Source organism: Rhodoferax bucti (genome assembly GCF_005876985.1).
GTDB lineage: Bacteria > Pseudomonadota > Gammaproteobacteria > Burkholderiales > Burkholderiaceae_C > Allorhodoferax > Allorhodoferax bucti.
In genome coordinates this window covers 1,048,479-1,071,792 of sequence record NZ_VAHD01000001.1, presented here as the reverse complement: position 1 = coordinate 1,071,792, position 23,314 = coordinate 1,048,479, and the positions used below count along the sequence as shown (strand labels likewise).

Below are 23,314 nucleotides of genomic sequence, written 5' to 3'. Positions count from 1 at the left end.
GCTTATTCGCCCTCGCCGAACTTGTCGTTGATCAGCGCCAGCAGGGCATCCATGGCTTCTTGCTCCTGAGCACCATTGGTCTCCAGGGTAATTTCGGCCCCCAGCCCGGCCGCCAGCATCATGACGCCCATGATGCTTTTGGCATTCACCCGGCGCTCGCCGCGGGACATCCACACCTCGCACGGAAAACTGCCTGCGAGCTTGGTGAACTTGGCCGAGGCGCGCGCATGCAGGCCCAGCTTATTGACTATGGTCGTGTTGGTGCTGATCATGGTTTTTTCGATGTTGGTTTTGTGGGGCCGTCACGGCCACTTGCATGATGCTCTGGGAGCCGCCGGCCAGCGCACGGGTCACCAGCACATCCAGAGGCTCGCTGCGGTAGTTGACGATGCGCAGCAGCATCGGCAAATTTACCCCTGCAACCAGCTTGGAGTGGAAGCCGTCTACCACCTTTTGCGCCACGTTGCAAGGGGTAGCGCCAAACACATCGGTCAGCACCAAGACTTGGGGAGCCCCTAGGCCGGTGAGCAGTGCTTTGGCCGCCCGACGTGTGACCTCCGGGTCTTCATGGGCAGGTACATCCAGTGCCACCAGCGCTGCGCCTGCATCCGGATACACATGCAGCACACACTCCCGCAACGCGCTGGCGAGTGGGGCGTGGGCGACGAGGAGAATTCCGGTGTTCATGGTGTGTCAGGTGTGGGCGTTGATTATGGCGCCTTTGCTTTGCAGGCCACCAGGTAGGCTGCCACGCAGGTGGCCCCGTAGACTGCGAACGCGGCTTGTAGCGCTTGCGCCTCCAGCAGGCCTCCGGCCTTGAACCCGTCCACCAACAAACCAATGCCCCATTGCACCGCAAACACCCCGGCAAATATCACCAGGTTGTAAGCCGACAGCGCCCGCCCCGCCATATGCCCCGGAAACGCCATGCCCACTGCAGGCTGGGCCAGTGCGGCCACCGTGCAGCTCACACATACCAAGCTCAACAGCACGCCAGCCCACGCAGAATATGAGCCGCCAGCTATGATTAAGATAGCAAGTAGCACGAAATTCAGCGGCATCCATTGACGGATGAGCTTCTCCGCGCTGAGGCCGCGCCGGCTCAACCACGGGTTGGCCATCCCCCACAGCCAGTAGGTGACCAGCATGGCAAGGTTCAACCAGAACAGCCCGGTTGCCGCCTGTGCGGGGCTGTAGCCGGCGACCTTGGTCATCCAGGGGCCGGCCCACAAGGTTTGCAGGGCCACCATGCCGCCATAGTTAAAGAAGCCCAGGGGCGCCAGGCGGCGGAAATACGGATGCCGCCAGATAGCGGCATACCCCGCATCGGGGGCCGCACCGTCTGCCGCCGGACCTGCGGCCTCCTGGGCCTTCCAAGCAGGCACCTGCCACCGGATGATGAGCATGCTCAGCACCACCAAGGCTCCCAGCGCCAGAAAAATGCCGCGCCACCCCACCAGCGGCATCAGCCACTGCACGGGCAAGGTCGACGCCACCATGCCGGAAGCCCCCACCATCAGCATCCAGGAGTTCGCCCGCATGAGCTGGTCTTTCGGGTACCAGCGGCGGTAACCGGTGAGCGGCGCCATCAAACACGCGCTCACGCCCATGCCGCACAGAATGCGCCCCACCAGCAAACCGGCAAACTGATCGGCGGCGGCAAACGCAGCACATCCGGCTACGGCAGCGAGCAAAAACAGCAGCACCACTTTGCGCGGGCCATGCCGGTCCAGCCACCGCCCCAGCGGTAGTTGCATGGCCGCGAAGCCCAGGAAATAGCCTCCCGCGAGCAAACCGAGGTCCGCAGACCGAAGTTGAAATTCCTGCACCAGCGTAGGCGCCAGGGTGGCAGTAATCGCCCTGATCAGTGCGGACAAAAGATAGGCGAGCGCAAACGCCACAAAAACGGCAATCGCTTGGCGGCGCGGAAGGGTGTCGGGGTGCATCAGGGTTCCAGGGTCATGGGTTCTGTCAGGGTGTCCGGGATCGCGCTTCCGTACACCGCGAGGTGGTAGATATGCGCGCCCCGCACCAGCCAGCGCAGGTGTGCCCGCAGCGGCTTTCCGTCGGGCCCGCTGCCTACGGTTTGCACACCCATTGCTTGCTGCGCCCATGCGGGCACTCCTTGGGTGCTCAGCGTAAACGTACTCGCGCGCATGGACGCCAAAGCTTGTTGCTGCCATTCGCGCTGGAGCGCAGGCACGTCCGCCGCACGGGGCGCCTCCATGTGGCTGACCGCAAACAGACTGCCCTCGGCCTCACAGCCCGCCATTTGCATGGGCAAGGCTTGCCCTCCCAAGCTCACGGTGCGCTCTGCGGTGTCGGGTTTGCAGGGCAGCATGGCCGTCATTCCGGCAATGGGAACTTGGCGCCAATTCAGCCCCGGGCTGCAGGCCGTAAGAGCGCCCAGCAGCGCAACCACTGCTATACCACCCAGACCACCACGGCCCAGCGCGCACAGATTGCTCCGCATGGTCATTGCAAAGCGCCGAATACCTTGCTCAACACGCTGCTTCCGTACGCTACCGGGTTCTGGCGGATTTTTTTCTCCTCTTCGGAGATCATGAAATACAAGCCGTCCAGGGTTTTGCCGGTGACGTACTGCTGGATATTGGCATCTTCTTTTTTCATCAACCCCAGCTCGGAGGCCTTACCCGCGAGTTGGTTGTATTTGTCCGCCAAACCGACCTTGGCTGTCGCCTGCGTCACGATGGGGAGAAACTTCACCCCCAAGGGCGCGCGGGTCTTGCCCGCGAAGAACTCCGTCACGGCGGTGTCACCGCCCCCCAGAATGCCTTTGGCGTCCTGCACCGTCATCGACTTCACGGCTTGTGCCAGCAGGTCTTTGGCCATGAGCACGGCGGCTTCCGCACCACGGTTCATCGATGTCACCAATTCGTCCACGCGGGCGCCCTGACCGAACGTCCGTAGCAATTTGGCGGCGTCTTCCAAGTATCCCGGCAGGGGAATGCGAACTTTTTCGTTACCCAGGAATCCATCTACCGTGCCAAGCTGTGCAATGGCCGCGCTGGCACCTTTTTCCAACGCAAGCTTCAAGCCCTTGCTTGCATCGGCGTTGCTCAACTCAGCCAGACTGAGCGCCCTGGCTTGGGTATGCGCCCACAAGCCTGCAAATGCCAGTGCGTTGAGCGATAAAGAATTAAACTGTCGACGGTCCATTGTGGATTCCTACTATGAAGAAACTGATTGTGGTGGGCAGCATCGTAGCTGCTTGCGTTTTAGGTGCTGCCGCATTATTCACAAGCGGGAGCGAAGCCGCGCCGGCATCTACCTTTGTGCTGTTGGATGGCAGCACCAAGACCACCAGCGACCTGCGAGGCCAAGTGACCTTGGTGAATTTCTGGGCCACCAGCTGCACCACCTGCGTCGCTGAAATGCCACATATGGCGGAGACGTACCAAAAGTACAAAGGCCAAGGCTACTCCATGTTGGCCGTCGCCATGGCTTACGACCCACCCAGCTATGTGGTGAACTTTGCCCAGACCCGCCAGTTGCCGTTTGACGTGGCCATCGATAACACCGGTGCGGTTGCCAAGTCGTGGGGCGATGTGGCCTTAACGCCGACCAGCTACCTCGTGAACAAGCGGGGAGAGATTGTGAAGCGCTATATCGGACAGCCCGACTTTGCAGAGCTGCACCAGCTGATTGAAAAGCTGCTGAAAGAAAGCTAATCGTCGGCGGCAAGACTGGTTTGCATCTCCTTGCCTAAACCTATTGCGCCTCGCCCTACTCATGCTCCAGCCCGATACCGCAGCTTCTCAGCAATACACCGTGATTCGTGCGTGCTCTTCGGCAGAGATAGATGCCACGCGCACACTTTTCCGTGAATACGCCGCCAGCTTGTCGGTGGACTTGTGTTTTCAGAATTTTGAGGAAGAGCTGGCTGCTTTACCCGGTGAATACGGGCCAACACGCGGAGCGCTGCTGCTCGTGAACTGCGACGGCACGTGGACGGGCTGCTGTGCCTTGCGCCCCTTGGACACCTCGGACTACCCCAATGCGGCAGAAATGAAGCGGCTCTACATCAAGCCAGAATACCGGCGCTTGGGCTTGGGTCGCATTTTGGTTGAGGCTATTTTGGATGCTGCACGCGAAGCGGGATATGAATCCGTCTTGCTGGACACACTGGATGAAATGGAAACCGCCCGCGCCCTGTATGAGGACTTAGGCTTTGAAGAAGTGCCACCGTACTATTTCAACCCAATAGCCGGTGCGCATTACCTCAAGGTGACGCTCTGAGCGGCACCTTGCAGGAAATTAGCTGCGGGCTTGTGCGAGCAGCGTCGCCGCGTCACTCACCTCGAACTTGCCAGGGCCTTCAATATTGAGGGTGACTACTTTGCCGTCCTTCACCAGCATGGAGTAACGGTTGCTGCGCAAACCCAGACCTTTTCCGGTCAGGTCCAATGTCAGACCCGTGGCCTTGGCAAACGCTGCATCGCCATCACCCAACATGCGTACTTTGGTGCCGGTCTTCTGATCACGCGCCCAAGCGCCCATCACGAAGGCGTCGTTCACGCTCACGCACCAGATTTCGTCTACGCCGGCAGCCTTGAATTCTTCGGCACTTTCCACATAACCTGGCACATGCTTTGCTGAACACGTGGGGGTGAACGCACCGGGCAGCGCAAACAGCGCAATCGTCTTGCCTGCAGTGGCCTTTACAACGTCCACGGGGTTAGGACCGATGCTGCAGCCCTCTCCCTCGACCTCGGAATACTCCATCAACGTGGTCGCGGGAAGGGCGTCACCAACTTGAATCATGTTTGCTCCTTGTGCAATGTGTAAGTACCAATGAAAACGGCCCACATTGTGGGCCGTTTTCTAATCAACTGCAGTGATGAAGTCGTAAAGACTTAAACCGCAGCTGCCTTTTCCACCAAGCGGGTCGCAACCCAGTTCTTGGTTTTGGAAATGGGCTTGCTCTCTGTGATTTCGATCACATCGCCCAACTTGTACTCGCCTTTTTCGTCGTGGGCGTGATACTTGCTGGTCTTTGCAACGATCTTGCCGTAAAGCTCGTGCTTCACACGGCGCTCAATCAGCACGGTCACAGTCTTAGCACGCTTGTCGCTGACCACCTTGCCAATCAAGGTGCGCTTGAGGGATTTTTTAGCTTCCGTCATTTATCGCTCCTTATTTGGCGGATTTTTCAGCGCTTTGCTTTTCGACAAGAATAGTCTTGGCGCGAGCAATATCACGGCGCGCAGAGCGCAGCGAAGCGGTGTTGTTGATCTGTTGCGTGGCTTTTTGCATACGCAGGCCAAAGTGGGCTTTTTGCAGCTCTTTGACTTCGTTTTGCAGGCCAGCAACGTCTTTTTGGCGCAGTTCAGCAGCTTTCGTCATTTCGATATCTCCTGAATTACTGGCCGATCATGCGGCTGACAAATGTAGTACGCAATGGCAGCTTGGCAGCGGCCAAACGGAAAGCTTCGCGAGCGAGTTCTTCGGGCACGCCGACGATCTCAAACACAATCTTGCCGGGCTGGATTTCAGCCACGTAGTACTCGGGGTTACCTTTACCGTTACCCATACGCACTTCAGCAGGCTTTTGGGAGATCGGCTTGTCAGGGAACACACGGATCCAGATACGACCACCACGCTTCACGTGACGGGAAATTGCACGACGTGCAGCTTCAATCTGGCGAGCCGTCAGACGGCCGCGGTCAGTACATTTCAGACCGAAGTCACCGAAGGCAACCGAGCTTCCGCGGGTTGCGATACCGGTGTTACGGCCCTTTTGCTCTTTGCGGTATTTCCGGCGAGCGGGTTGCAACATGATTATTCTCCTTTACCGTCAGCTGCTGCAGCTGGCGCGGCGACTTTGCGAACGCGCTTAACGGCGGGTTTAGCGTCAGCACCAAGTGCTTCTGCGGGTTTGTCGCTGCCATCAGCAGGAGCGGCATTGCCACCTGCGGGACGACGTGCACCACGGGGAGCAGCGCCTGGGCGTGCACCACGATCGTCACGGCGGGGACCGCGTGGACGACGCTCTTCTTCAGCGCGAGGCTCAACGGCTACTGGCAGATCGTTGCGTCCCAAGGTATCACCCTTGTAGACCCAAACCTTCACGCCAATGATGCCGTAGGTTGTCTTGGCTTCAGAAGTACCGTAGTCGATATCAGCACGCAGTGTGTGCAAAGGCACGCGGCCTTCACGGTACCACTCGGTACGTGCAATTTCGATACCGTTCAAACGGCCAGACGACATGATCTTGATGCCAAGAGCGCCCAAACGCATAGCGTTTTGCATGGCACGCTTCATGGCGCGACGGAACATGATGCGCTTTTCGAGCTGTTGGGTGATGCTGTCAGCAATCAGCTTTGCATCGATTTCAGGCTTGCGCACTTCTTCGATGTTCACTGCCACTGGCACGCCCAATTGCTTGCCCAGGTCACGCTTCAAGTTTTCGATGTCTTCACCCTTCTTGCCGATCACCACGCCCGGACGCGCCGAGAAAATGGTGATACGTGCGTTCTTGGCAGGACGCTCGATCAGGATGCGAGAAACCGATGCGTTCTTGAGCTTGGCCTTCAGGTATTCACGAACCTTGATGTCTTCCGACAGCATGCCGGCGAAATCACGGTTGCTTGCGTACCAGCGAGAAGACCAGTTACGGCTGATCGCCAAACGAAAGCCGGTTGGGTGGATTTTTTGTCCCATATCTTCCTGGCCTCTTTCAGTTTCCAACCGTCACGTACACATGGCACGTGGGCTTGCGGATTTGATTGCCACGGCCCTTTGCACGGGCTGTGAAGCGACGCAAAGAAGCACCTTGCTCAACGTAGATAGTTTTCACCTTCAATTCGTCGATGTCAGCGCCGTCGTTGTGTTCAGCATTGGCAATAGCGGACTCCAGAACCTTCTTGATAATCACAGCAGCTTTTTTCTGTGTGAATTGCAAGATGTTCAGAGCTTGATCAACTTTCTTGCCACGGATCAGGTCCGCGACCAGACGACCCTTGTCAACAGACAAACGGACGCCACGAAGGGTTGCACGAGTTTCCATGGTCACCTCCTTATTTCTTCTGGACTTTTTTGTCCGCAGGGTGACCCTTGAAAGTACGTGTGAGCGCGAACTCACCCAACTTGTGGCCAACCATTTGATCGGTGATATAGACAGGCACGTGCTGCTTGCCGTTGTGAACGGCGATGGTCAAGCCGATGAATTCGGGCAGGATCATGGAGCGACGGGACCAAGTCTTAATCGGCTTCTTGTCCTTGGTTGCCACGGCCTTTTCGGTCTTGGCAATCAGGTGATGGTCGACGAAAGGACCTTTTTTCAGTGAACGAGTCATTTACCTACCCCTTACTTCTTGCGACGCGACACGATCATGACCTGCGTGCGCTTGTTGTTACGGGTACGGTAGCCCTTGGTCAGATTACCCCAAGGATCGACTGCATGACGGCCTTCACCGGTCTTGCCTTCACCACCACCGTGCGGGTGGTCAACAGGGTTCATCACCACACCACGGACGGTTGGGCGGATACCCATCCAACGCTTCACACCGGCCTTGCCCAACTGGCGCAGGCTGTGCTCTTCGTTGGCCACTTGACCGATAGTCGCGCGGCAGTCGATGTGGATCTTGCGGACTTCACCGGAACGCACACGCACCTGGGCGTATGTGCCTTCACGAGCCAACAGTGTGGCGGAAGTACCGGCAGATCGGATGATCTGAGCGCCCTTGCCCACTTGCAACTCTACGCAATGGATGATGGAACCCACTGGAATGTTGCGGATAGGCAATGTGTTGCCAACGCGGATAGGAGCTTCGGAACCGTTTTGAATGGTTGCGCCGACTTCCAAGCCACGTGGAGCGATGATGTACTTGCGTTCACCGTCTGCATAGCACACCAAAGCAATGTGTGCGGAGCGGTTTGGATCGTACTCAATGCGTTCCACTTTCGCGGGGATGCCATCTTTGTTACGGACGAAATCCACCACGCGGTAGTGATGCTTGTGACCACCTCCCTTATGACGGGTAGTGATGTGGCCGTTGTTGTTACGGCCGGCTTGCTGGAACTGGGGTTCCAACAAAGCTGCGTGGGGCGCACCCTTGTACAGGTGGTCACGCGAAATCTTCACCACGCCACGACGGCCTGGGGAAGTGGGTTTCATTTTAATGACAGCCATGATTACGCAGCCTCCCCGCCGAGGTTCAGCTCTTGACCAGGCTTCAGGGTCACGTAAGCCTTGCGAACGTTGTCGCGACGACCCACAGACTTACCGAAACGCTTAGTCTTGCCCTTGGTGTTCACCACAGAAACGCCTTTAACCTCGACCTTGAACATCAATTCCACAGCGGCCTTGATTTCATACTTGGTAGCGTCTTGCAGCACTTTGAAAGTCACAGCATTACTCTTTTCAGCAACCATAGTGGCCTTTTCGGACACGATGGGAGCGACGAGCACTTGCATCAAACGACCTTCGTCGAATTTGGTCAGATTGGGACCGTGGCTCATGCAAACATCTCCTTGAGTTTGTCCATAGCAGCCTTGGTTACCAATACCTTGCGGTAGTGAACCAGCGACAGAGGATCCGCATAACGGGGCTCAACCACCAAGACATTCACCAGGTTGCGGGACGCCAAGTACAGGTTTTCATCAACCTCGTCAGCGATCACCAACACGGATTCCAGATTCATTGCCTTGAACTTTGCAGCCAAAGCCTTGGTCTTGGGAGATTCCACTTTCAAGGAATCCACCACTGCCAAACGGCCTTCGCGCACCAACTGAGACAAGATAGAAGCCATACCTGCGCGGTACATCTTCTTATTGATCTTCTGGCCAAAGTTTTCATCAGGCATGTTCGGGAAAATACGACCGCCGCCACGCCACAGTGGGGAGGAAGTCATACCAGCACGCGCGTTACCGGTTCCCTTTTGCTTGAAAGGCTTCTTGGTGCTGTGCTTGACCTGCTCACGGTCTTTTTGCGCACGGGTACCTTGACGGGCGTTGGCTTGGAAAGCCACCACCACTTGGTGCACCAGATCTTCGTTGTAGTCACGACCAAATACCGCTTCAGGAGCGTCGTACTTGGAAGTTGCCTGACCTTGTTCATTCAGGAGTTCGACTTGCATCAGTTCGCTCCTTGAGAGGCTTTGGCTTTGACAGCAGGACGCACGGTCACGAAACCGCCCTTGGATCCAGGGATCGCACCCTTGATCAACAAGAGTTGACGGGCTTCGTCAACACGGATCACGTCCAGATTTTGAGTAGTCACGGTGGCATCGCCCAGGTGACCAGTCATGCGCTTTCCGGGGAAAACGCGACCAGGATCTTGAGCCATACCGATAGAACCGGGCACATTGTGCGAACGGCTGTTACCGTGAGATGCGCGCTGGGAGGACATGTTGTGGCGCTTGATAGTACCGGCATAGCCTTTACCAATCGAAGTACCTTGCACGTCGACCTTTTGACCCACCGAGAACACATCAGTCACAGGCACAGTAGCGCCTGTAGCGTATTTCGCAGCAGATTCAGCAGTTACGCGGAATTCTTGGATGATTTCGCCGGCTTCAACACCAGCTTTGGCCAGGTGGCCAGCAACGGGCTTGGTGATACGCGAAGCTTTGCGCGCACCGAATGTAACCTGCAAGGCCACATAGCCATCGTTCTCTTGGGTTTTCACCTGTGTCACACGGTTGTTAGACACATCCACCACGGTAACGGGAACTGCGTCCCCGTCGTCCGTGAATAGACGCATCATGCCAACTTTGCGACCCAGCAACCCTAAGTGATTGCTAAGACTCATTGTTTTCTCCGTAACTTCCACCCACGCCAACTTCAATTGGCCGCCGTGTTTTGATGATGGAAGACTGTTAATAAAACCCCGCTCTCCAGCCATAAGCCGAAGAGCAGAGCCAGTGAGTATAGCCTGCACTTGCGCTTGACGCAAGCTCCGGCCTTCTCACATAGAAAGTCCCGCATTTTCATGCGGGACTGATTCGCTTATTGCAGCTTGATTTCCACGTCCACGCCAGCGGGCAGGTCGAGCTTCATCAGTGCGTCCACGGTCTTGTCCGTAGGATCCACGATGTCCATCAAACGCTGGTGGGTGCGAATTTCAAACTGGTCACGACTGGCCTTGTTCACGTGGGGTGAACGCAGAATGTCGAAACGCTTCATGCGTGTTGGCAAAGGCACGGGGCCCTTGACAATTGCGCCGGTGCGTTTAGCGGTATCAACGATTTCAGCTGCCGATTGGTCGATCAGCTTATAGTCAAACGCCTTCAGGCGAATGCGGATTTTTTGCTTGGCTGCCATGGTAATTCCTTAATGTACGAATTACGCGATGATTTTGGCAACCACGCCAGCGCCCACGGTACGACCGCCTTCGCGAATAGCGAAACGCAGGCCTTCTTCCATAGCGATGGGGTTGATCAACTTCACAGTGATGGACACGTTGTCGCCAGGCATCACCATTTCTTTGCCTTCAGGCAACTCGATCGCACCGGTCACGTCCGTAGTACGGAAGTAGAACTGGGGACGGTAGTTGTTGAAGAAAGGAGTGTGACGGCCGCCTTCGTCCTTGGACAGAACGTAGATTTCGCCGGTAAAGTGGGTGTGGGGCTTGATGGAGCCGGGCTTGCACAGCACTTGGCCGCGCTGCACGTCTTCACGCTTGGTGCCGCGCAACAGGATACCGACGTTGTCGCCTGCTTGACCTTGGTCCAGCAGCTTGCGGAACATTTCCACGCCAGTGCAGGTGGTCTTTTGGGTGTCAGCGATACCAACGATTTCGATTTCTTCGCCGACCTTGACGATACCGCGCTCCACGCGACCGGTCACCACGGTGCCGCGGCCGGAGATGGAGAACACGTCTTCCACGGGCATCAGGAATGCGCCGTCCACTGCACGCTCAGGGGTGGGGATGTAGGTGTCCAGTGCGTCAGCCAGCTTCATGATGGCTTCTTCGCCCAAAGCGCCCTTGTCGCCTTCCATGGCGAGCTTGGCAGAACCACGCACGATGGGAGTGTCGTCGCCAGGGAAGTCGTACTTGGACAGGAGTTCGCGAACTTCCATTTCCACCAGTTCGAGCAATTCTTCGTCATCGACCATGTCGCACTTGTTCAGGAACACAATGATGTAAGGAACACCCACTTGACGAGCCAGCAGGATGTGCTCGCGGGTCTGGGGCATAGGGCCGTCAGCAGCAGAGCAAACCAAGATAGCGCCGTCCATCTGAGCAGCGCCAGTGATCATGTTCTTCACATAGTCAGCGTGACCGGGGCAGTCCACGTGAGCGTAGTGGCGGTTGGCGGTTTCGTATTCGACGTGGGCGGTATTGATGGTAATACCGCGTGCTTTTTCTTCAGGAGCAGCGTCGATCTGGTCGTAGGCCTTGGCAGATCCACCGAACTTAGCAGCCAACACGGTGGTGATAGCAGCTGTCAGGGTGGTCTTGCCGTGGTCCACGTGACCAATCGTGCCCACGTTCACGTGGGGCTTGGTACGGGTGAATTTTTCTTTTGCCATGTTTCAAATCTCCAAAGAGCTAATTCCGTGTGGTGGTTTTACGTCTGCACGGTGTTGCTGGTTCGCCCCGCACGGGAACAGGGCGGCACACCGTCGCAGACAACAAAAAATTACTTAGCGCGAGCTGCCATGATGGCTTCAGACACGTTACGCGGAGCTTCCGAGTAGTGCTTGAATTCCATCGTGTAAGTGGCACGGCCCTGCGACATCGAACGCAGCGATGTGGAGTAGCCGAACATTTCAGACAATGGCACTTCGGCTTTGATCGCCTTGCCACCGCCCACCATGTCGTCCATACCTTGCACCATACCGCGGCGTGAGGACAAATCGCCCATCACGTTGCCGGCGTAGTCTTCAGGCGTTTCCACTTCCACAGCCATCATGGGCTCCAGAATCACGGGGTTGGCTTTGCGGCAACCTTCCTTGAAACCGAAGATAGCGGCCATCTTGAACGCGTTTTCGTTCGAGTCCACGTCGTGGTACGAACCGAAGGTCAAAGTAACCTTCACGTCCACCACGGGGTAGCCCGCCATCACGCCTTGGGTCAGGGCTTCAATCACGCCCTTTTCCACAGCAGGAATGTATTCGCGAGGAACCACACCGCCCTTGATCGCGTCGACGAACTCAAAGCCCTTACCGGCTTCGTTCGGCTCCACGGTGAACACGACGTGACCGTATTGACCTTTACCACCGGACTGACGCACGAACTTGCCTTCGACGTCGGACACGCTCTTACGAATGGTTTCGCGGTAAGCCACTTGGGGCTTGCCCACGTTGGCTTCCACACCAAATTCGCGCTTCATGCGGTCCACGATAATTTCCAAGTGCAATTCGCCCTGACCACCAATGATGGTCTGGCCAGATTCTTCGTCGGTTTGCACGCGGAAAGAGGGATCTTCTGCAGCCAGACGGCTCAAAGCAATACCCATTTTTTCCTGATCAGCCTTGGTCTTAGGCTCGACGGCTTGGCGAATCACGGAGTCAGGGAACACCATGCGCTCCAGGGTGATCACGGCAGCGGGATCGCACAAGGTTTCGCCTGTGGTCACATCCTTCAAGCCGACGCAAGCAGCGATGTCGCCAGCGCGGATTTCGTCCACTTCTTCACGGTTGTTAGCGTGCATCTGCACGATACGGCCGATACGCTCTTTCTTGCCGCGCACCGCGTTGTACACGGTGTCGCCCTTCTTCAGCACGCCGGAGTAGACGCGAACAAAGGTCAACTGGCCCACAAACGGGTCGGTCATCAACTTGAACGCCAAAGCAGCAAACTTTTCGTTGTCGTCGGCCTTGCGGGTGACTTCCTTTTCGTCTTCGTCAAAGCCCTTGATGGCCTTCACGTCCAGAGGAGAAGGCATCAGTTCAATCACAGCATCCAACATACGCTGCACGCCCTTGTTCTTGAACGCGGTACCGCACAACATGGGCTGGATTTCACCAGCGATGGTGCGAGCGCGCAGACCAGCGGTGATCTCTTCTTCGGTCAGCTCACCCTCTTCGAGGTACTTGTTCATCAAGTCTTCAGAGGCTTCGGCAGCAGCTTCCACCATCTTCTCGCGCCACTCTTTGGCAACCGACACAAGTTCTGCGGGGATCTCTTCGAAGTTGAACTTCATGCCCTGGGAAGCTTCGTCCCAGATGATGGCCTTCATCTTGCGCAGATCAACCACACCGGTGAAGTTTTCTTCAGCGCCGATCGGGATCACGATAGGCACAGGGCTGGCCTTCAAGCGCAGCTTCATCTGGTCCACGACCTTGAAGAAGTTGGCACCGGTACGGTCCATCTTGTTCACAAAAGCCAAACGAGGCACTTTGTACTTGTTCGCCTGACGCCACACGGTTTCAGACTGGGGCTGCACGCCACCCACTGCGCAGTACACCATGCAAGCGCCGTCCAACACGCGCATGGAACGCTCCACTTCAATCGTGAAGTCCACGTGTCCGGGAGTGTCAATGATGTTGATGCGGTGTTCAGGGAAGGAAGAATCCATGCCCTTCCAGAAGCAAGTCGTAGCGGCGGAAGTAATAGTGATACCGCGCTCTTGCTCTTGCTCCATCCAGTCCATCGTGGCCGCGCCATCGTGCACTTCGCCGATTTTGTGGTTCACGCCGGTATAGAAAAGAATACGCTCGGTCGTGGTGGTTTTGCCGGCGTCAATGTGCGCAGAAATACCGATATTGCGGTAGCGCTCAATGGGGGTAGTGCGAGCCATGATGGATCCTTGGTTGATCAAATTCTTGAGGGGGTCTGCCGCACCATGCAGCAAGACAAACGACTTTCAGAGTGTGGCCAGCCCACATGACAGCGCCATTGCGCTGCCCGGACCTGCCAAGCTCTGAAAGCCGCGATTTCCGTTGCTTAGAAACGGAAGTGAGAGAAGGCCTTGTTGGCTTCAGCCATACGGTGCACTTCGTCACGCTTCTTCATGGCGCCGCCACGGCCTTCAGTGGCTTCCAACATTTCGTTGGCCAGGCGCTGAGCCATGGACTTTTCGCCACGCTTGCGGGCGGCTTCCTTGATCCAGCGCATGGACAAAGCCAAACGACGGACAGGGCGCACTTCCACAGGCACTTGGTAGTTAGCACCACCCACGCGGCGGGATTTCACTTCCACCATGGGTTTCACGTTGTTGATGGCAACGGTGAAGGCTTCCAAAGCGTCTTTATCGGGATGCTTTTTAGCGATCAGCTCGAGTGCACCGTAAATGATGCGCTCTGCAACCGCTTTTTTGCCGCCTTCCATGATCACGTTCATGAATTTGGACAGCTCGACGTTGCCGAACTTGGGATCCGGCAGGATTTCACGTTTAGGGACTTCGCGACGACGTGGCATATTTCACCTCATATTGCTTCAGTTGGCGTCTTCTCAGACACCGCGAGCGTTATTCAAAACACTCACTTACTCGACCCACACGGACAATTCCGGGCTTTGGGTCACTTCGCTGTATCTCCGCGCCACGCGGGGAACAGCACCGAAAAATTCGAACCTACAGAGCTTATTTAGCCTTTGGCTTCTTAGCACCGTACTTGGAACGAGACTGCTTGCGGTCTTTCACGCCTTGCAAGTCCAAAGAACCGCGAACGATGTGGTAACGCACACCTGGCAAGTCCTTGACACGACCGCCACGAACCAGCACCACGCTGTGTTCCTGCAGGTTGTGGCCTTCGCCGCCGATGTAAGAGATGACCTCAAAACCGTTGGTCAAGCGCACTTTGGCGACTTTACGCAGAGCGGAGTTAGGCTTTTTAGGCGTTGTGGTGTACACGCGAGTGCATACACCGCGACGCTGCGGAGAGTTCTGCATAGCAGGGCTCTTCGACTTGATGGTCTCGACCTCACGGCCTTGACGCACGAGTTGGTTAATGGTTGGCATTGAAAAACGTCCCTAAACGTTTGAATATTACGAAAACGTGAATCCCTTCGGAATTTCCGAAAAGCCTTCTAATGTAGCAGATCAAGGGTTTCTACGCAAACTGTGCGCCGCCATCAGCGGATCCACAGTCGCATGGCGTCCCAGGCACGGCCGATGATGCCGGCCTGCTCCACCCCGTCCAACGCCAGTAAAGGCACTTCCGCCACCACTTGCTCGCCCGCCCGCACCCTCAATGTGCCGAGCACCTGCCCCTTGGCGACCGGCGCCACGATAGGCTCGTTGCGGACCACTTCGGTCTTGAGTTGCGCGGCCGTACCGGCGGGCACCGCCACGATCACGCCTTGCGGGCGACCCAGCTTGACTTCCGAATTGGCGCCCTTCCACACCTTGGGCGTGACAACGGCGGCACCAGCGTCATACAGCTTGACGGCTTCAAAAGCGGTGTATCCCCAGTTCAGGAGCTTCTGGGATTCATTGGCGCGGGCATTTTCACTTTCGGTACCCAGCACGATCGACAGCAAACGGCGGCTACCGGCCGCCGCCGGCGTACCCGCAGGCGCGCCTGCCGTGGCCAGCGCAGGGAAATCGCGCTTGGCCGTCGCCACCAGGCAGTAGCCAGCGGCATCGGTGTGACCGGTTTTCAAGCCATCCACTGTCGGATCGCGGAACAGCAGCAAATTGCGGTTGCTGTCATTGGCGGCCGGCGTTCCGGGATAGCGGTATTTTTTGATGGCGTAGTAACCCACGTACTCCGGGAAGTCGCCCATCAGGCGGGTGGCCAGAATGCTCAGATCGCGCGCCGTAGTGGTGTGACCGGCTTCGGTCAAACCTTCAGGGTTTTTGTAGCCGGTGTTTTTCATGCCCAGAGCCTTGGCCTGGTCATTCATCATTTGCACGAAGCGCTCCACCGAGCCTCCCACTCCTTCAGCCAGCGCCATGGTGGCGTCGTTGCCGCTCTGGACAATCATGCCTTTGACGAGATCTTCCACCGGCACTTGCATCTTGGGGTCGATGAACATGCGGGAGCCGGGCATCTTCCAGGCGCGCTCGCTGACCGGCAGGGTCTGCTTCAAATCGATTTTTTTAGACCGCAAGGCATCAAACACCAGATACGCCGTCATCAGCTTGGTAAGTGATGCTGGTTCGACCGGCATGTCGAGGTCTTTGGACGCCAGAATTTGGTTGGACGTGACATCCAACAACAAGTAAGCGCGGGCCGCCACTTCGGGCGGGCGCGGGGCCTCAGCGGCAACAGCAAAGCTCAAGGCCGCCAGAACGGAGGCAATCAGAAGTTTCATAAATACGTCAAGTAGGGGGATTCAGAAAGAGAAGCGGCACGGCGTACGGGCAATACACCCTCAAGCACGGAGATGGCGGGCCACCAGGTTGCGCAGCAGCGGCAATTGTCCATGAAAGAAATGACCGCCACCGGGCACCACCGTCACCGGCAGGCTTTGCGGGCGGGCCCAATTCATCACATCGGCCAGGGGCACGGTGTCATCTTGCTCGCCATGCAGCACGAGGGTCCGGTCATGAAAGTCCGGCGTGACGGGTGCCACGGTAAAACGGCTGGCTGCCGTACCCACCAGCACCACTTTGGCCGGGTCACGCCCGGCCAGCGCTGCCAGCGCATGGCTGGTGACAAAGGCGCCGAATGAGAACCCGGCCAAAGCCAGAGCGCCATCCGGGGCCGCGTGCGCCACCACCGCCAGCAGGTCTTGCAACTCGCCGGTGCCGTTGTCATGGACACCGGCACTGCCCCCTACGCCCCGGAAGTTGAAGCGCACAGCACGCCAGCCGGTTTGCACAAAGGCACGTGCCACGGTCTGCACCACTTTGTTGTCCATGGTGCCGCCAAACAAGGGATGGGGATGCGCGATCACGGCGGTGCCGCGCCATGCCGAAGCCGGCGTATCCGCAGGCTCGTCGATCAGCCCCTCAATCACGCCAGCAGGGCCGGTGATTTGAAATTTTTGGGTAGAGGAATTCATTTTGCTACTAATTTCATAGCTACCCGCGCAATATGCACGAGCGCTACGACCTCAAAAGGCATGGATCAACGACCGAGATGTGCGGGGGTGAGCAAACGCTCCACGACCTTGCCGTTCTTCAGGTGGGACTCAACGATCTCGTCAATATCTTGCGCATCCACAAAGGTGTACCAAACCGCCTCGGGGTAGACCACGGCCACCGGACCGGCAGCGCAGCGGTCCAGACAACCCGCCTTGTTCACCCGCACCTGGCCGGGGCCGGACAAACCCGCCTCTTTGACCAGCTGCTTGCAACGGTCAAACCCTTCTTGGGCGTTGTGGTGGGCGCAGCAGTCCTCCCCGTTTTTGCGCTCGTTGAGGCAAAAGAAGATGTGGCGCTCGTAGTACGAAGGGGTGGGGGTTGTGGTGTCGGTCATGGAAGGATTTTAGTTTTTTGCATCCCGCCGCCCGAGATGGCCGAGCAGATAAACCGACGCCCCATAAGGCCACAACCAGCCGACCCACTGGGCCAGCCCGTTGAAACGGATGAAACGCCCCTGCTCCCACAGCTGCAGGGTTTGCGAAAAGTAAGGGCTCTCCGGTGCCTGATTGAGCAAACTCAGGTAGACCCCGAGCGACAACAACGCCAAAGCCGCACTCGCCCGCCAGGACGCGAACACCAGCAACAAGGCCAACGAGCCCCCTGCGAACAAACCGATCTGCGCAGGCACATCCAGCCACGCCCAGGCGTGCACCGGCCCCCAACTCAATGCGGCCGACAACGCAGACACCAGAATGGCAGACACCGAAGTCACCGCCACCACCACCGTGCGGCGCCACACCGCCCGCACCACACAAAAACCCAGCAAACAAGGAATCAGCAGCCCGAGCGCCACACACAGTAACTCGGTGCTGGGGGCCAGCGGCAGCAAATCGGCATCCCGCACAGGCAGCCAGGCTTCGAAACGCGAATCCTCTACATAGCTTTGCACCAGCGTTTCCAACCGCGTCACCACCTGCCCCAGCCCCAAAGGCACCGAGGCAGGAAACAACAAGCCCACAGGCCAAGTGGCAAGCAACACGATACCGCCGCGGGAGTGCGGCACAAACCAGCGGCTGCGCAGCTGATTCCAGCGGTCAATCACGCCCGCTTTTTGCAACACAAACGCGAGCGCAGCACCGCTCCACGCACCCGCAGCATTGAGCAAAAAATCCTCCCGAGACGGCACGCGCGAGGGCAGATAGCTTTGCAAGCCCTCCATCACCAAGGACAACAGCATCACCCCGGCGGGCGCCCACCAGACCTGGGACGAACGCCAGCCCGAACGCAAAGCTGCCAGGGCGACCAACCCGCCCAGCGGCACATAGCCGGCGACATTGACCGCGACATCAAACCCCGTCCAATATCGGGGCGTGGGGGCCAGCAAAAACTCCCAGCTGGCGATGCCTTGATCGCGCCACTCCACAAACGGGAACAGGCTGGCGTACACCACCAGCGCGGCATACAGCGCTGCCAAAGGCCATGCGGTGGATTTGTGCATGGCGAGCGCCGATCAGAAAGGTTTGACGACCACCAGAATGACGATGGCCGTGAGCAGCAGCACCGGGATTTCGTTGAACCACCGGTAAAACACATGGCTGCGTGGGCTCACACCCGCCTCCAGCTTGCGCAGCATGACGCTGCACGCGTGGTGGTAGCCCATGACGAGCAACACCAGCGTGAGCTTGGCATGCATCCAGCCACTGCCAGGGCCTTTGCCAATGCCGTAACCCAGCCAAAGGTACAGCCCCAGCCCTACTGCGGGCACCGCCAGCATGGTGGTGAAGCGCAGCAGCTTGCGCGCCATCAGCAACAGGCGGGCGCGCTCGGCGTCCGACCCGGCGGGCACCAAGGCCAAGTTCACAAAAATGCGAGGCAGGTAAAACAAGCCGGCGAACCAGCTGGCAATAAAGACGATGTGGAAGGCTTTGATCCAGAGCATGAGCAAGTGTAGCCCCCGCGCTCCGCCGCTGCGCGGATCAGCGCGCGCAACACTCCCGGGTCGGGCGGGGTGGGCGCTCTGCTCCATGTCCCCCGGCCTTCGGCCTCCTCCTTGACTTACGCAGAACGCCCACCCCGCCCGACTAACTCAGGGCGCAGCAAAACGTACAGGCAAAAAAACCCCAGCACACGGCTGGGGTGGTAAGCCTATTTGCTGTCACACATCAAGGCCCCGCTCAGGGAGGAAAAGCGGGGGATAGCAAGCTATCCGGAGCGGAATTTAGCAATGTTGCGAGCGTGTGACAAGTGTTTTTTCGCAATACCCTTTATATTGACTAAGGTATCTAACAAATTAACCAAATAGTCAAGTCGGCGGTGGCGAGGCTTTCGGGCACAATTTTGGGCATGACCACCTACGCACCCTTTCCTGCCGGACGCCCGCGTCGCCTGCGCCGCGACACTTTCACCCGCAACCTGGTGCGTGAAAACGCCCTGACTGCCCACGACCTGATTTACCCCGTGTTTGTGGTGGATGGCCAGGGACAGCGGGTGCCGATTGCCTCCATGCCCGGCGTGGAGCGGCTCAGCCTGGATTTGTTGCTGCCGGTGGCCGAGCAATGCGTGAAGCTGGAAATCCCGGTAATGGCCCTGTTCCCGGTGGTGGACCAGTCACTCAAAACCTACGACGGCGCCGAAGCCCTGAACCCGGACGGCTTGGTGCCCCGTGTGGTGCAAGCCCTGAAAAAAGAATTCCCCGAGCTCGGTGTGATGACCGACGTGGCACTGGACCCCTACACCACCCACGGCCAGGACGGCATTCCCGACACCCGCCCCGAGGAAAACGGCTACATCCTGAACGAAGAAACCACCGCCCAGCTGGTGCAGCAGGCCCTGACCCAAGCCCGTGCCGGCGTGGACATCGTGGCTCCCAGCGACATGATGGACGGCCGCATCGGCGCCATCCGCAACGCCCTGGAAGCCGAAAAGCTGGTGCACACCCGCATCATGGCCTACAGCGCCAAGTACGCCTCGGCCTTCTACGGCCCCTTCCGCGACGCGGTGGGCTCCGCCGGCAACCTCGGCAAGGGCAACAAAAAGGTCTACCAGATGGACCCCGCCAACACCGACGAAGCCCTGCGCGAAGTGGCGATGGACATCGCCGAAGGCGCGGATATGGTGATGGTCAAACCCGGCATGCCCTACTTGGACGTGGTGCGCCGTGTAAAGGACGAATTCAAAGTGCCCACCTTCGCCTACCAGGTGAGCGGCGAATACGCCATGCTCAAGGCCGCCGCGCAGAACGGCTGGCTGGACCACGACGCGGTCATGCTGGAGAGCCTGCTGGCCTTCAAGCGCGCGGGTGCCGATGGCATCCTGACCTACTTCGCCCTCGACGCCGCACGCGCGCTGAAAACCTGACGCTATCAAAACAGGAGCTGCTTGCGCATATTCCACGAGCGCTAGCGGCACTTTTTACCCATAAGGCACGCCATGCGCATCTTTCACATCGAGCCGGGGCCTATTCGCGAAAGCGCCGACCTGGAAGCCCTGTCCGCGCAGGGCTTGGACCCGCAGGGCTATGTGTGGATTGCCTGTGGCCGGCCGGAATTCGAGGCGGAGCAGGCGCGGGTGCAAGCGGCCTTGCAAGCCTTGTGCGGCGTGCAACTGGTGGACCTGCACATCTCTGACCTGATCAACAAACAGCTGCCCTCGCACTACGACTACACCTCGCAGTACGACCTGCTGGTGTTCCGCAGACTGGCGGCTGGCGCCACGGGCAAATCTGCCAGCACACCGGTCGCCGCACCGATGGGCAACCGCCTGAGCGGGCCGCCCATTCTGCGGCGCATCGACACCAGCCCCGTGGGCTTTGCGGTGTTTGACCGGGTGCTGCTCACCGTGCACCCCGACGACTGCACGGTGCGCGACACCTACGCCGACAAGCTGCTGCAAACCGCGAGCGCCGAGTCCCGTGCCGCGGGTGCACGCCTGCCCACCAGCCCGGCAGACCTGATGCTGCGCATCGTCAACTCCATGGTGGACGGCTACCTGGCACTACGGCGCGAACTCACCCAGCAACTCGACCACTGGCAGAGCGAATTGCTCAACCCGCAGACCCGATTCACCAATTGGGGCGCCCTGCTGGAAGCCCGCATGACCTTGCATCGCCTGGACGATGTGTGCGAAGAGCAACGCTCCAGCATTCAAGACTGGATCGAAGCCGTGAAAACCTGGCCCGAACCGGAAAGCCCGCTGGAGGCCCGCGAACGCGAGCTGCTGCAAGTGCGCAGCCGGGACGTGCTGGAACACATCGAGCGTGTGGTGCACCATGTGCGCCGGCTGGAGCAGAGCGTGGAAACCGCGGTGCAAATGCACTTCAGCGTACAGGGCAGCCGCACCAACGACATCATGCGCACCCTGACGGTACTTACCGCCATCTTTTTGCCGCTGAACCTGATGGCCGGCATTTTCGGAATGAACTTCGACTTCATCCCCCTGCTGCACCAGCAAAGCGGCTTCTGGTGGACCTTGGCTGCCATGGGCCTGACGGCGGCCGGGCTGGCCCTCATCTTCTGGCGCAAGCGCTACCTCGCCCGCACCACCCGCTGAGGCCGTGCCACGGGCGTCACGGGCCCCGCGGGACGCTCTGCCAACCGTGTCCCCTACCGCCCTGCTCTCGCAGGGCAGAACGGCGAGGGCCAGGCCCGATCAACCCACGTGCAGTTGCAAAAATGCCAACGTCCGCTGGCGGGCCAAGGCCGCCGCCTCGGCGTTGTAGGCACCGCGGTGGTCGCAGTTGAAGCCGTGTTGGGCCGGGTAGATCTGCACCTGCACGCCGGGCTGCGCCTCGGTAAACGCATGCACGGTATCGATGGGAATAGCGTGGTCCTGCTCGCCAAAATGCGCCAGCACCGGGCAGGTGGGCACCCGGGCTGCCTCGGCGGGCGTGGTCATGCCGCCACCGTAGTAGGGCACCGCAGCGGCCAAGCCCTTCACCTGCTCAGCGGCGCGCCAGCTGAGCCAACCGCCCCAGCAGTAACCGAGCACCGCCACCTTGCCGGCGCGGGCGGCATAGTCCACGGCGGCCTGCACGTCTTGCATCACGCCCGGGGCAGGCAAGGCCTCGACCTGCGCTTTCAAAGCCACACCGGCCGCAATGTCGCCTTGGGTGTAGCCCAGCTCCACGCCGGACTGCACGCGCTGAAAGGTCGCCGGTGCCACCACCCAATAGCCGTCCGCCGCATAGCCATCGGCTACCGCACGGATATGCGCGTTGACGCCGAAGATCTCCTGCAACAGCACCAAGCCGCCCTTGGGGGCACCCACCGGAGTTGCCACGTAGGCGGGAATGGAAGTGCCGTCGGCGGCGGTGAGGGTGATGGTGCTGCCCATGGATGCGTCCTGAAAAATCAATGTGAAATTACTGGGCCTGGAAGCCGCTGGCCTTGATCAGCTTGGCCCAGACCTGGGTGTAAGCCTGCTCGCGCTTGGCGAGCTGCTGCTGGTTCATAAAGCCCACAGTGAGGCCCATGGCCGTGAGATGGTCTTTGACATCAGGCATAGCGACCACTTTGGCCAGAGCGTCGGAGAGCTTGTCCAGCGTGGCTTTGGGTGTACCGGCAGGAGCGAACAGACCGTAATACGGCAAATCCTCCAGACCGGCCAGCCCCAGCTCGCTGAAGGTCGGCACATCCGGCAGGATGGCCTGACGGCTGCCGCCCAACACGGCCACGATGCGGATCTTGCCGGCCTTGTGGTTTTCGATAAAGTCCGGCACGGAGCCCACACCGGCGGCGATCTGGTTGCCCAGCATGTCGGCCATCATGGGGGCGCTGCCACGATAGGGGGCCGCCACCAGGTCCAGCTTGTATTTCTCGCCCAGCACCTTCACCAGGAATTCCGGTGTCGAGGCCGGTGCCGGCACGCCCAGCGTGCCTTTGCCGCCCTGGGTGCGTACCCAGGCCATGTACTCGGCGGTGGTCTTGGCAGGCGTACCGCCCGAGACGGCCAGCGCATTCACAAAGGTGGCGAAGCCGGCCACGGGCACAAAGTCGCGGGCGGGATCAAATCCGGGGTTTTTGACCACCTGCGGCAGGATGGAGATGGTGTGGTCGTGGCTCAAGAAGATGGTGTTGCCATCCGGCGCTGCGGCCTTGAGCGTCTGGGCAGCAATCTGGCCGCCGGCGCCGGCCTTGTTTTCCACCACCACGGCCACGCCAAGCTGGTCTTTGAGTTTGTCAGCCAAAGTGCGGGCAATCGCGTCGGTGCCACCGCCTGCAGGAAAACCCACCAGGATGCGCACCGGCCCGGTTTGGGCATGGGCCGCGCTGGCAAATGCCACGGCCATCAATGCAGCCACTGCAGCGCCTGAAGCAGTGCGAACACTGTGAGTGAAAGCGCTGCGTGCGCCTGCCATTGCCTGAGTCAACCAAGTCGTCATAAAACTCTCCGAATTCATGGGGTGATGCCGCCCCGCGCGGCCACAACGC

Annotated in this window: 32 protein-coding genes; 4 read left to right on the top strand and 28 right to left on the bottom strand. The window is 58.9% G+C overall.

Annotated features, from left to right (window positions below; all coding sequences use genetic code 11):
- Positions 1–2: 2 nt before the first annotated feature.
- The 5 genes from FDM28_RS05135 to FDM28_RS05115 are packed head-to-tail and all read right to left on the bottom strand — an operon-like array spanning position 3 to position 3,180.
- Positions 3–272, bottom strand: a complete 270-nt coding sequence (locus FDM28_RS05135; RefSeq protein ID WP_138513661.1) for an HPr family phosphocarrier protein — start codon at positions 270–272, stop codon at positions 3–5.
- Positions 241–687, bottom strand: a complete 447-nt coding sequence (locus tag FDM28_RS05130) for a PTS sugar transporter subunit IIA (RefSeq protein WP_138513660.1) — start codon at positions 685–687, stop codon at positions 241–243. Before FDM28_RS05130 ends, FDM28_RS05135 begins: the two co-directional genes overlap by 32 nt.
- A gap of 23 nt (positions 688–710) precedes the next feature.
- Entirely contained in the window at positions 711–1,946 is a 1,236-nt protein-coding gene (locus FDM28_RS05125; RefSeq protein WP_138513657.1) for an MFS transporter, read from the bottom strand.
- Positions 1,946–2,479: a hypothetical protein gene (locus tag FDM28_RS05120; protein ID WP_138513655.1), complete on the bottom strand. Its 534-nt coding sequence runs from the start codon at positions 2,477–2,479 to the stop codon at positions 1,946–1,948. The genes FDM28_RS05125 and FDM28_RS05120 overlap by 1 nt, the downstream gene beginning before the upstream one ends.
- Positions 2,476–3,180, bottom strand: a complete 705-nt coding sequence (locus FDM28_RS05115; protein WP_138513653.1) for a DUF4197 domain-containing protein — start codon at positions 3,178–3,180, stop codon at positions 2,476–2,478. Before FDM28_RS05115 ends, FDM28_RS05120 begins: the two co-directional genes overlap by 4 nt.
- 14 nt (positions 3,181–3,194) lie before the next feature.
- On the opposite strand from FDM28_RS05115, the gene FDM28_RS05110 reads away from it, so the two are divergent.
- Positions 3,195–3,692, top strand: a complete 498-nt coding sequence (locus tag FDM28_RS05110; protein WP_138513651.1) for a TlpA disulfide reductase family protein — start codon at positions 3,195–3,197, stop codon at positions 3,690–3,692.
- Positions 3,693–3,753: 61 nt separating this feature from the next.
- On the top strand, positions 3,754–4,260 hold the full coding sequence (locus FDM28_RS05105) for a GNAT family N-acetyltransferase (RefSeq protein WP_138513649.1): 507 nt from the start codon (positions 3,754–3,756) through the stop codon (positions 4,258–4,260).
- A gap of 18 nt (positions 4,261–4,278) precedes the next feature.
- On the opposite strand, the gene FDM28_RS05100 is transcribed toward FDM28_RS05105, so the two are convergent.
- The 21 genes from FDM28_RS05100 to FDM28_RS05000 form a co-directional block, all read right to left on the bottom strand.
- Entirely contained in the window at positions 4,279–4,785 is a 507-nt protein-coding gene (locus FDM28_RS05100) for a peroxiredoxin (protein ID WP_138513647.1), read from the bottom strand.
- A 92-nt stretch (positions 4,786–4,877) separates the two neighbouring features.
- Positions 4,878–5,147 (bottom strand): 30S ribosomal protein S17, encoded by a 270-nt coding sequence (gene rpsQ, locus FDM28_RS05095; RefSeq protein ID WP_087495485.1) that lies wholly within the window; start codon positions 5,145–5,147, stop codon positions 4,878–4,880.
- Positions 5,148–5,157: 10 nt separating this feature from the next.
- A complete protein-coding gene (gene rpmC / locus FDM28_RS05090) occupies positions 5,158–5,367 on the bottom strand; it encodes a 50S ribosomal protein L29 (RefSeq protein ID WP_138513645.1) in 210 nt (69 codons plus the stop codon).
- A 16-nt stretch (positions 5,368–5,383) separates the two neighbouring features.
- Entirely contained in the window at positions 5,384–5,800 is a 417-nt protein-coding gene (gene rplP / locus FDM28_RS05085; RefSeq protein ID WP_087495487.1) for a 50S ribosomal protein L16, read from the bottom strand.
- A gap of 2 nt (positions 5,801–5,802) precedes the next feature.
- Entirely contained in the window at positions 5,803–6,684 is an 882-nt protein-coding gene (gene rpsC / locus FDM28_RS05080; RefSeq protein ID WP_138513643.1) for a 30S ribosomal protein S3, read from the bottom strand.
- A gap of 16 nt (positions 6,685–6,700) precedes the next feature.
- Positions 6,701–7,030: a 50S ribosomal protein L22 gene (gene rplV / locus FDM28_RS05075; protein WP_075585605.1), complete on the bottom strand. Its 330-nt coding sequence runs from the start codon at positions 7,028–7,030 to the stop codon at positions 6,701–6,703.
- 10 nt (positions 7,031–7,040) lie between these two features.
- Positions 7,041–7,319 (bottom strand): 30S ribosomal protein S19, encoded by a 279-nt coding sequence (gene rpsS, locus FDM28_RS05070; protein WP_087495489.1) that lies wholly within the window; start codon positions 7,317–7,319, stop codon positions 7,041–7,043.
- An 11-nt stretch (positions 7,320–7,330) separates the two neighbouring features.
- Positions 7,331–8,155 carry a 50S ribosomal protein L2 gene (gene rplB, locus FDM28_RS05065; protein ID WP_087495490.1) on the bottom strand — a complete coding sequence of 275 codons (825 nt, stop codon included), beginning with the start codon at positions 8,153–8,155 and terminating at the stop codon, positions 7,331–7,333.
- A gap of 2 nt (positions 8,156–8,157) precedes the next feature.
- Positions 8,158–8,484 (bottom strand): 50S ribosomal protein L23, encoded by a 327-nt coding sequence (gene rplW / locus FDM28_RS05060; RefSeq protein ID WP_087495491.1) that lies wholly within the window; start codon positions 8,482–8,484, stop codon positions 8,158–8,160.
- Positions 8,481–9,101, bottom strand: coding sequence for a 50S ribosomal protein L4 (rplD, locus tag FDM28_RS05055; protein ID WP_138513641.1), 621 nt, complete (start codon positions 9,099–9,101; stop codon positions 8,481–8,483). Before rplD ends, rplW begins: the two co-directional genes overlap by 4 nt.
- Complete coding sequence (rplC, locus tag FDM28_RS05050) at positions 9,101–9,775, bottom strand: 50S ribosomal protein L3 (RefSeq protein ID WP_138514273.1); 675 nt, start codon at positions 9,773–9,775, stop codon at positions 9,101–9,103. Before rplC ends, rplD begins: the two co-directional genes overlap by 1 nt.
- 197 nt (positions 9,776–9,972) lie before the next feature.
- Entirely contained in the window at positions 9,973–10,287 is a 315-nt protein-coding gene (gene rpsJ / locus FDM28_RS05045) for a 30S ribosomal protein S10 (protein WP_068674876.1), read from the bottom strand.
- A 21-nt stretch (positions 10,288–10,308) separates the two neighbouring features.
- Entirely contained in the window at positions 10,309–11,499 is a 1,191-nt protein-coding gene (tuf, locus tag FDM28_RS05040; RefSeq protein WP_138513639.1) for an elongation factor Tu, read from the bottom strand.
- A gap of 110 nt (positions 11,500–11,609) precedes the next feature.
- A complete protein-coding gene (gene fusA, locus FDM28_RS05035; protein WP_138513637.1) occupies positions 11,610–13,712 on the bottom strand; it encodes an elongation factor G in 2,103 nt (700 codons plus the stop codon).
- Between the two features lie 146 nt (positions 13,713–13,858).
- Positions 13,859–14,332 (bottom strand): 30S ribosomal protein S7, encoded by a 474-nt coding sequence (rpsG, locus tag FDM28_RS05030; RefSeq protein WP_087495494.1) that lies wholly within the window; start codon positions 14,330–14,332, stop codon positions 13,859–13,861.
- Positions 14,333–14,495: 163 nt separating this feature from the next.
- Positions 14,496–14,873 carry a 30S ribosomal protein S12 gene (gene rpsL / locus FDM28_RS05025; RefSeq protein ID WP_011466063.1) on the bottom strand — a complete coding sequence of 126 codons (378 nt, stop codon included), beginning with the start codon at positions 14,871–14,873 and terminating at the stop codon, positions 14,496–14,498.
- 113 nt (positions 14,874–14,986) lie between these two features.
- Positions 14,987–16,171, bottom strand: a complete 1,185-nt coding sequence (locus FDM28_RS05020) for a D-alanyl-D-alanine carboxypeptidase family protein (RefSeq protein ID WP_138513635.1) — start codon at positions 16,169–16,171, stop codon at positions 14,987–14,989.
- 60 nt (positions 16,172–16,231) lie between these two features.
- Positions 16,232–16,864: an alpha/beta hydrolase gene (locus tag FDM28_RS05015; protein WP_138513633.1), complete on the bottom strand. Its 633-nt coding sequence runs from the start codon at positions 16,862–16,864 to the stop codon at positions 16,232–16,234.
- Positions 16,865–16,929: 65 nt separating this feature from the next.
- Positions 16,930–17,280: a (2Fe-2S) ferredoxin domain-containing protein gene (locus FDM28_RS05010; protein WP_138513631.1), complete on the bottom strand. Its 351-nt coding sequence runs from the start codon at positions 17,278–17,280 to the stop codon at positions 16,930–16,932.
- Between the two features lie 9 nt (positions 17,281–17,289).
- On the bottom strand, positions 17,290–18,384 hold the full coding sequence (locus FDM28_RS05005; protein ID WP_138513629.1) for a VanZ family protein: 1,095 nt from the start codon (positions 18,382–18,384) through the stop codon (positions 17,290–17,292).
- Positions 18,385–18,396: 12 nt separating this feature from the next.
- Positions 18,397–18,825, bottom strand: a complete 429-nt coding sequence (locus tag FDM28_RS05000; protein ID WP_138513627.1) for a CopD family protein — start codon at positions 18,823–18,825, stop codon at positions 18,397–18,399.
- Positions 18,826–19,229: 404 nt separating this feature from the next.
- Here FDM28_RS05000 and hemB point away from each other — a divergent pair, with 404 nt between their 5' ends.
- A complete protein-coding gene (gene hemB / locus FDM28_RS04995) occupies positions 19,230–20,243 on the top strand; it encodes a porphobilinogen synthase (RefSeq protein WP_138513625.1) in 1,014 nt (337 codons plus the stop codon).
- 72 nt (positions 20,244–20,315) lie between these two features.
- Positions 20,316–21,434 carry a magnesium transporter CorA family protein gene (locus tag FDM28_RS04990; RefSeq protein ID WP_138513623.1) on the top strand — a complete coding sequence of 373 codons (1,119 nt, stop codon included), beginning with the start codon at positions 20,316–20,318 and terminating at the stop codon, positions 21,432–21,434.
- 99 nt (positions 21,435–21,533) lie between these two features.
- On the opposite strand, the gene FDM28_RS04985 is transcribed toward FDM28_RS04990, so the two are convergent.
- Together FDM28_RS04985 and FDM28_RS04980 are read right to left on the bottom strand one after the other, a co-directional pair.
- On the bottom strand, positions 21,534–22,217 hold the full coding sequence (locus FDM28_RS04985) for a dienelactone hydrolase family protein (protein WP_138513621.1): 684 nt from the start codon (positions 22,215–22,217) through the stop codon (positions 21,534–21,536).
- Between the two features lie 28 nt (positions 22,218–22,245).
- On the bottom strand, positions 22,246–23,241 hold the full coding sequence (locus tag FDM28_RS04980) for a Bug family tripartite tricarboxylate transporter substrate binding protein (protein ID WP_138514271.1): 996 nt from the start codon (positions 23,239–23,241) through the stop codon (positions 22,246–22,248).
- Between the last annotated feature and the right edge of the window lie 73 nt (positions 23,242–23,314).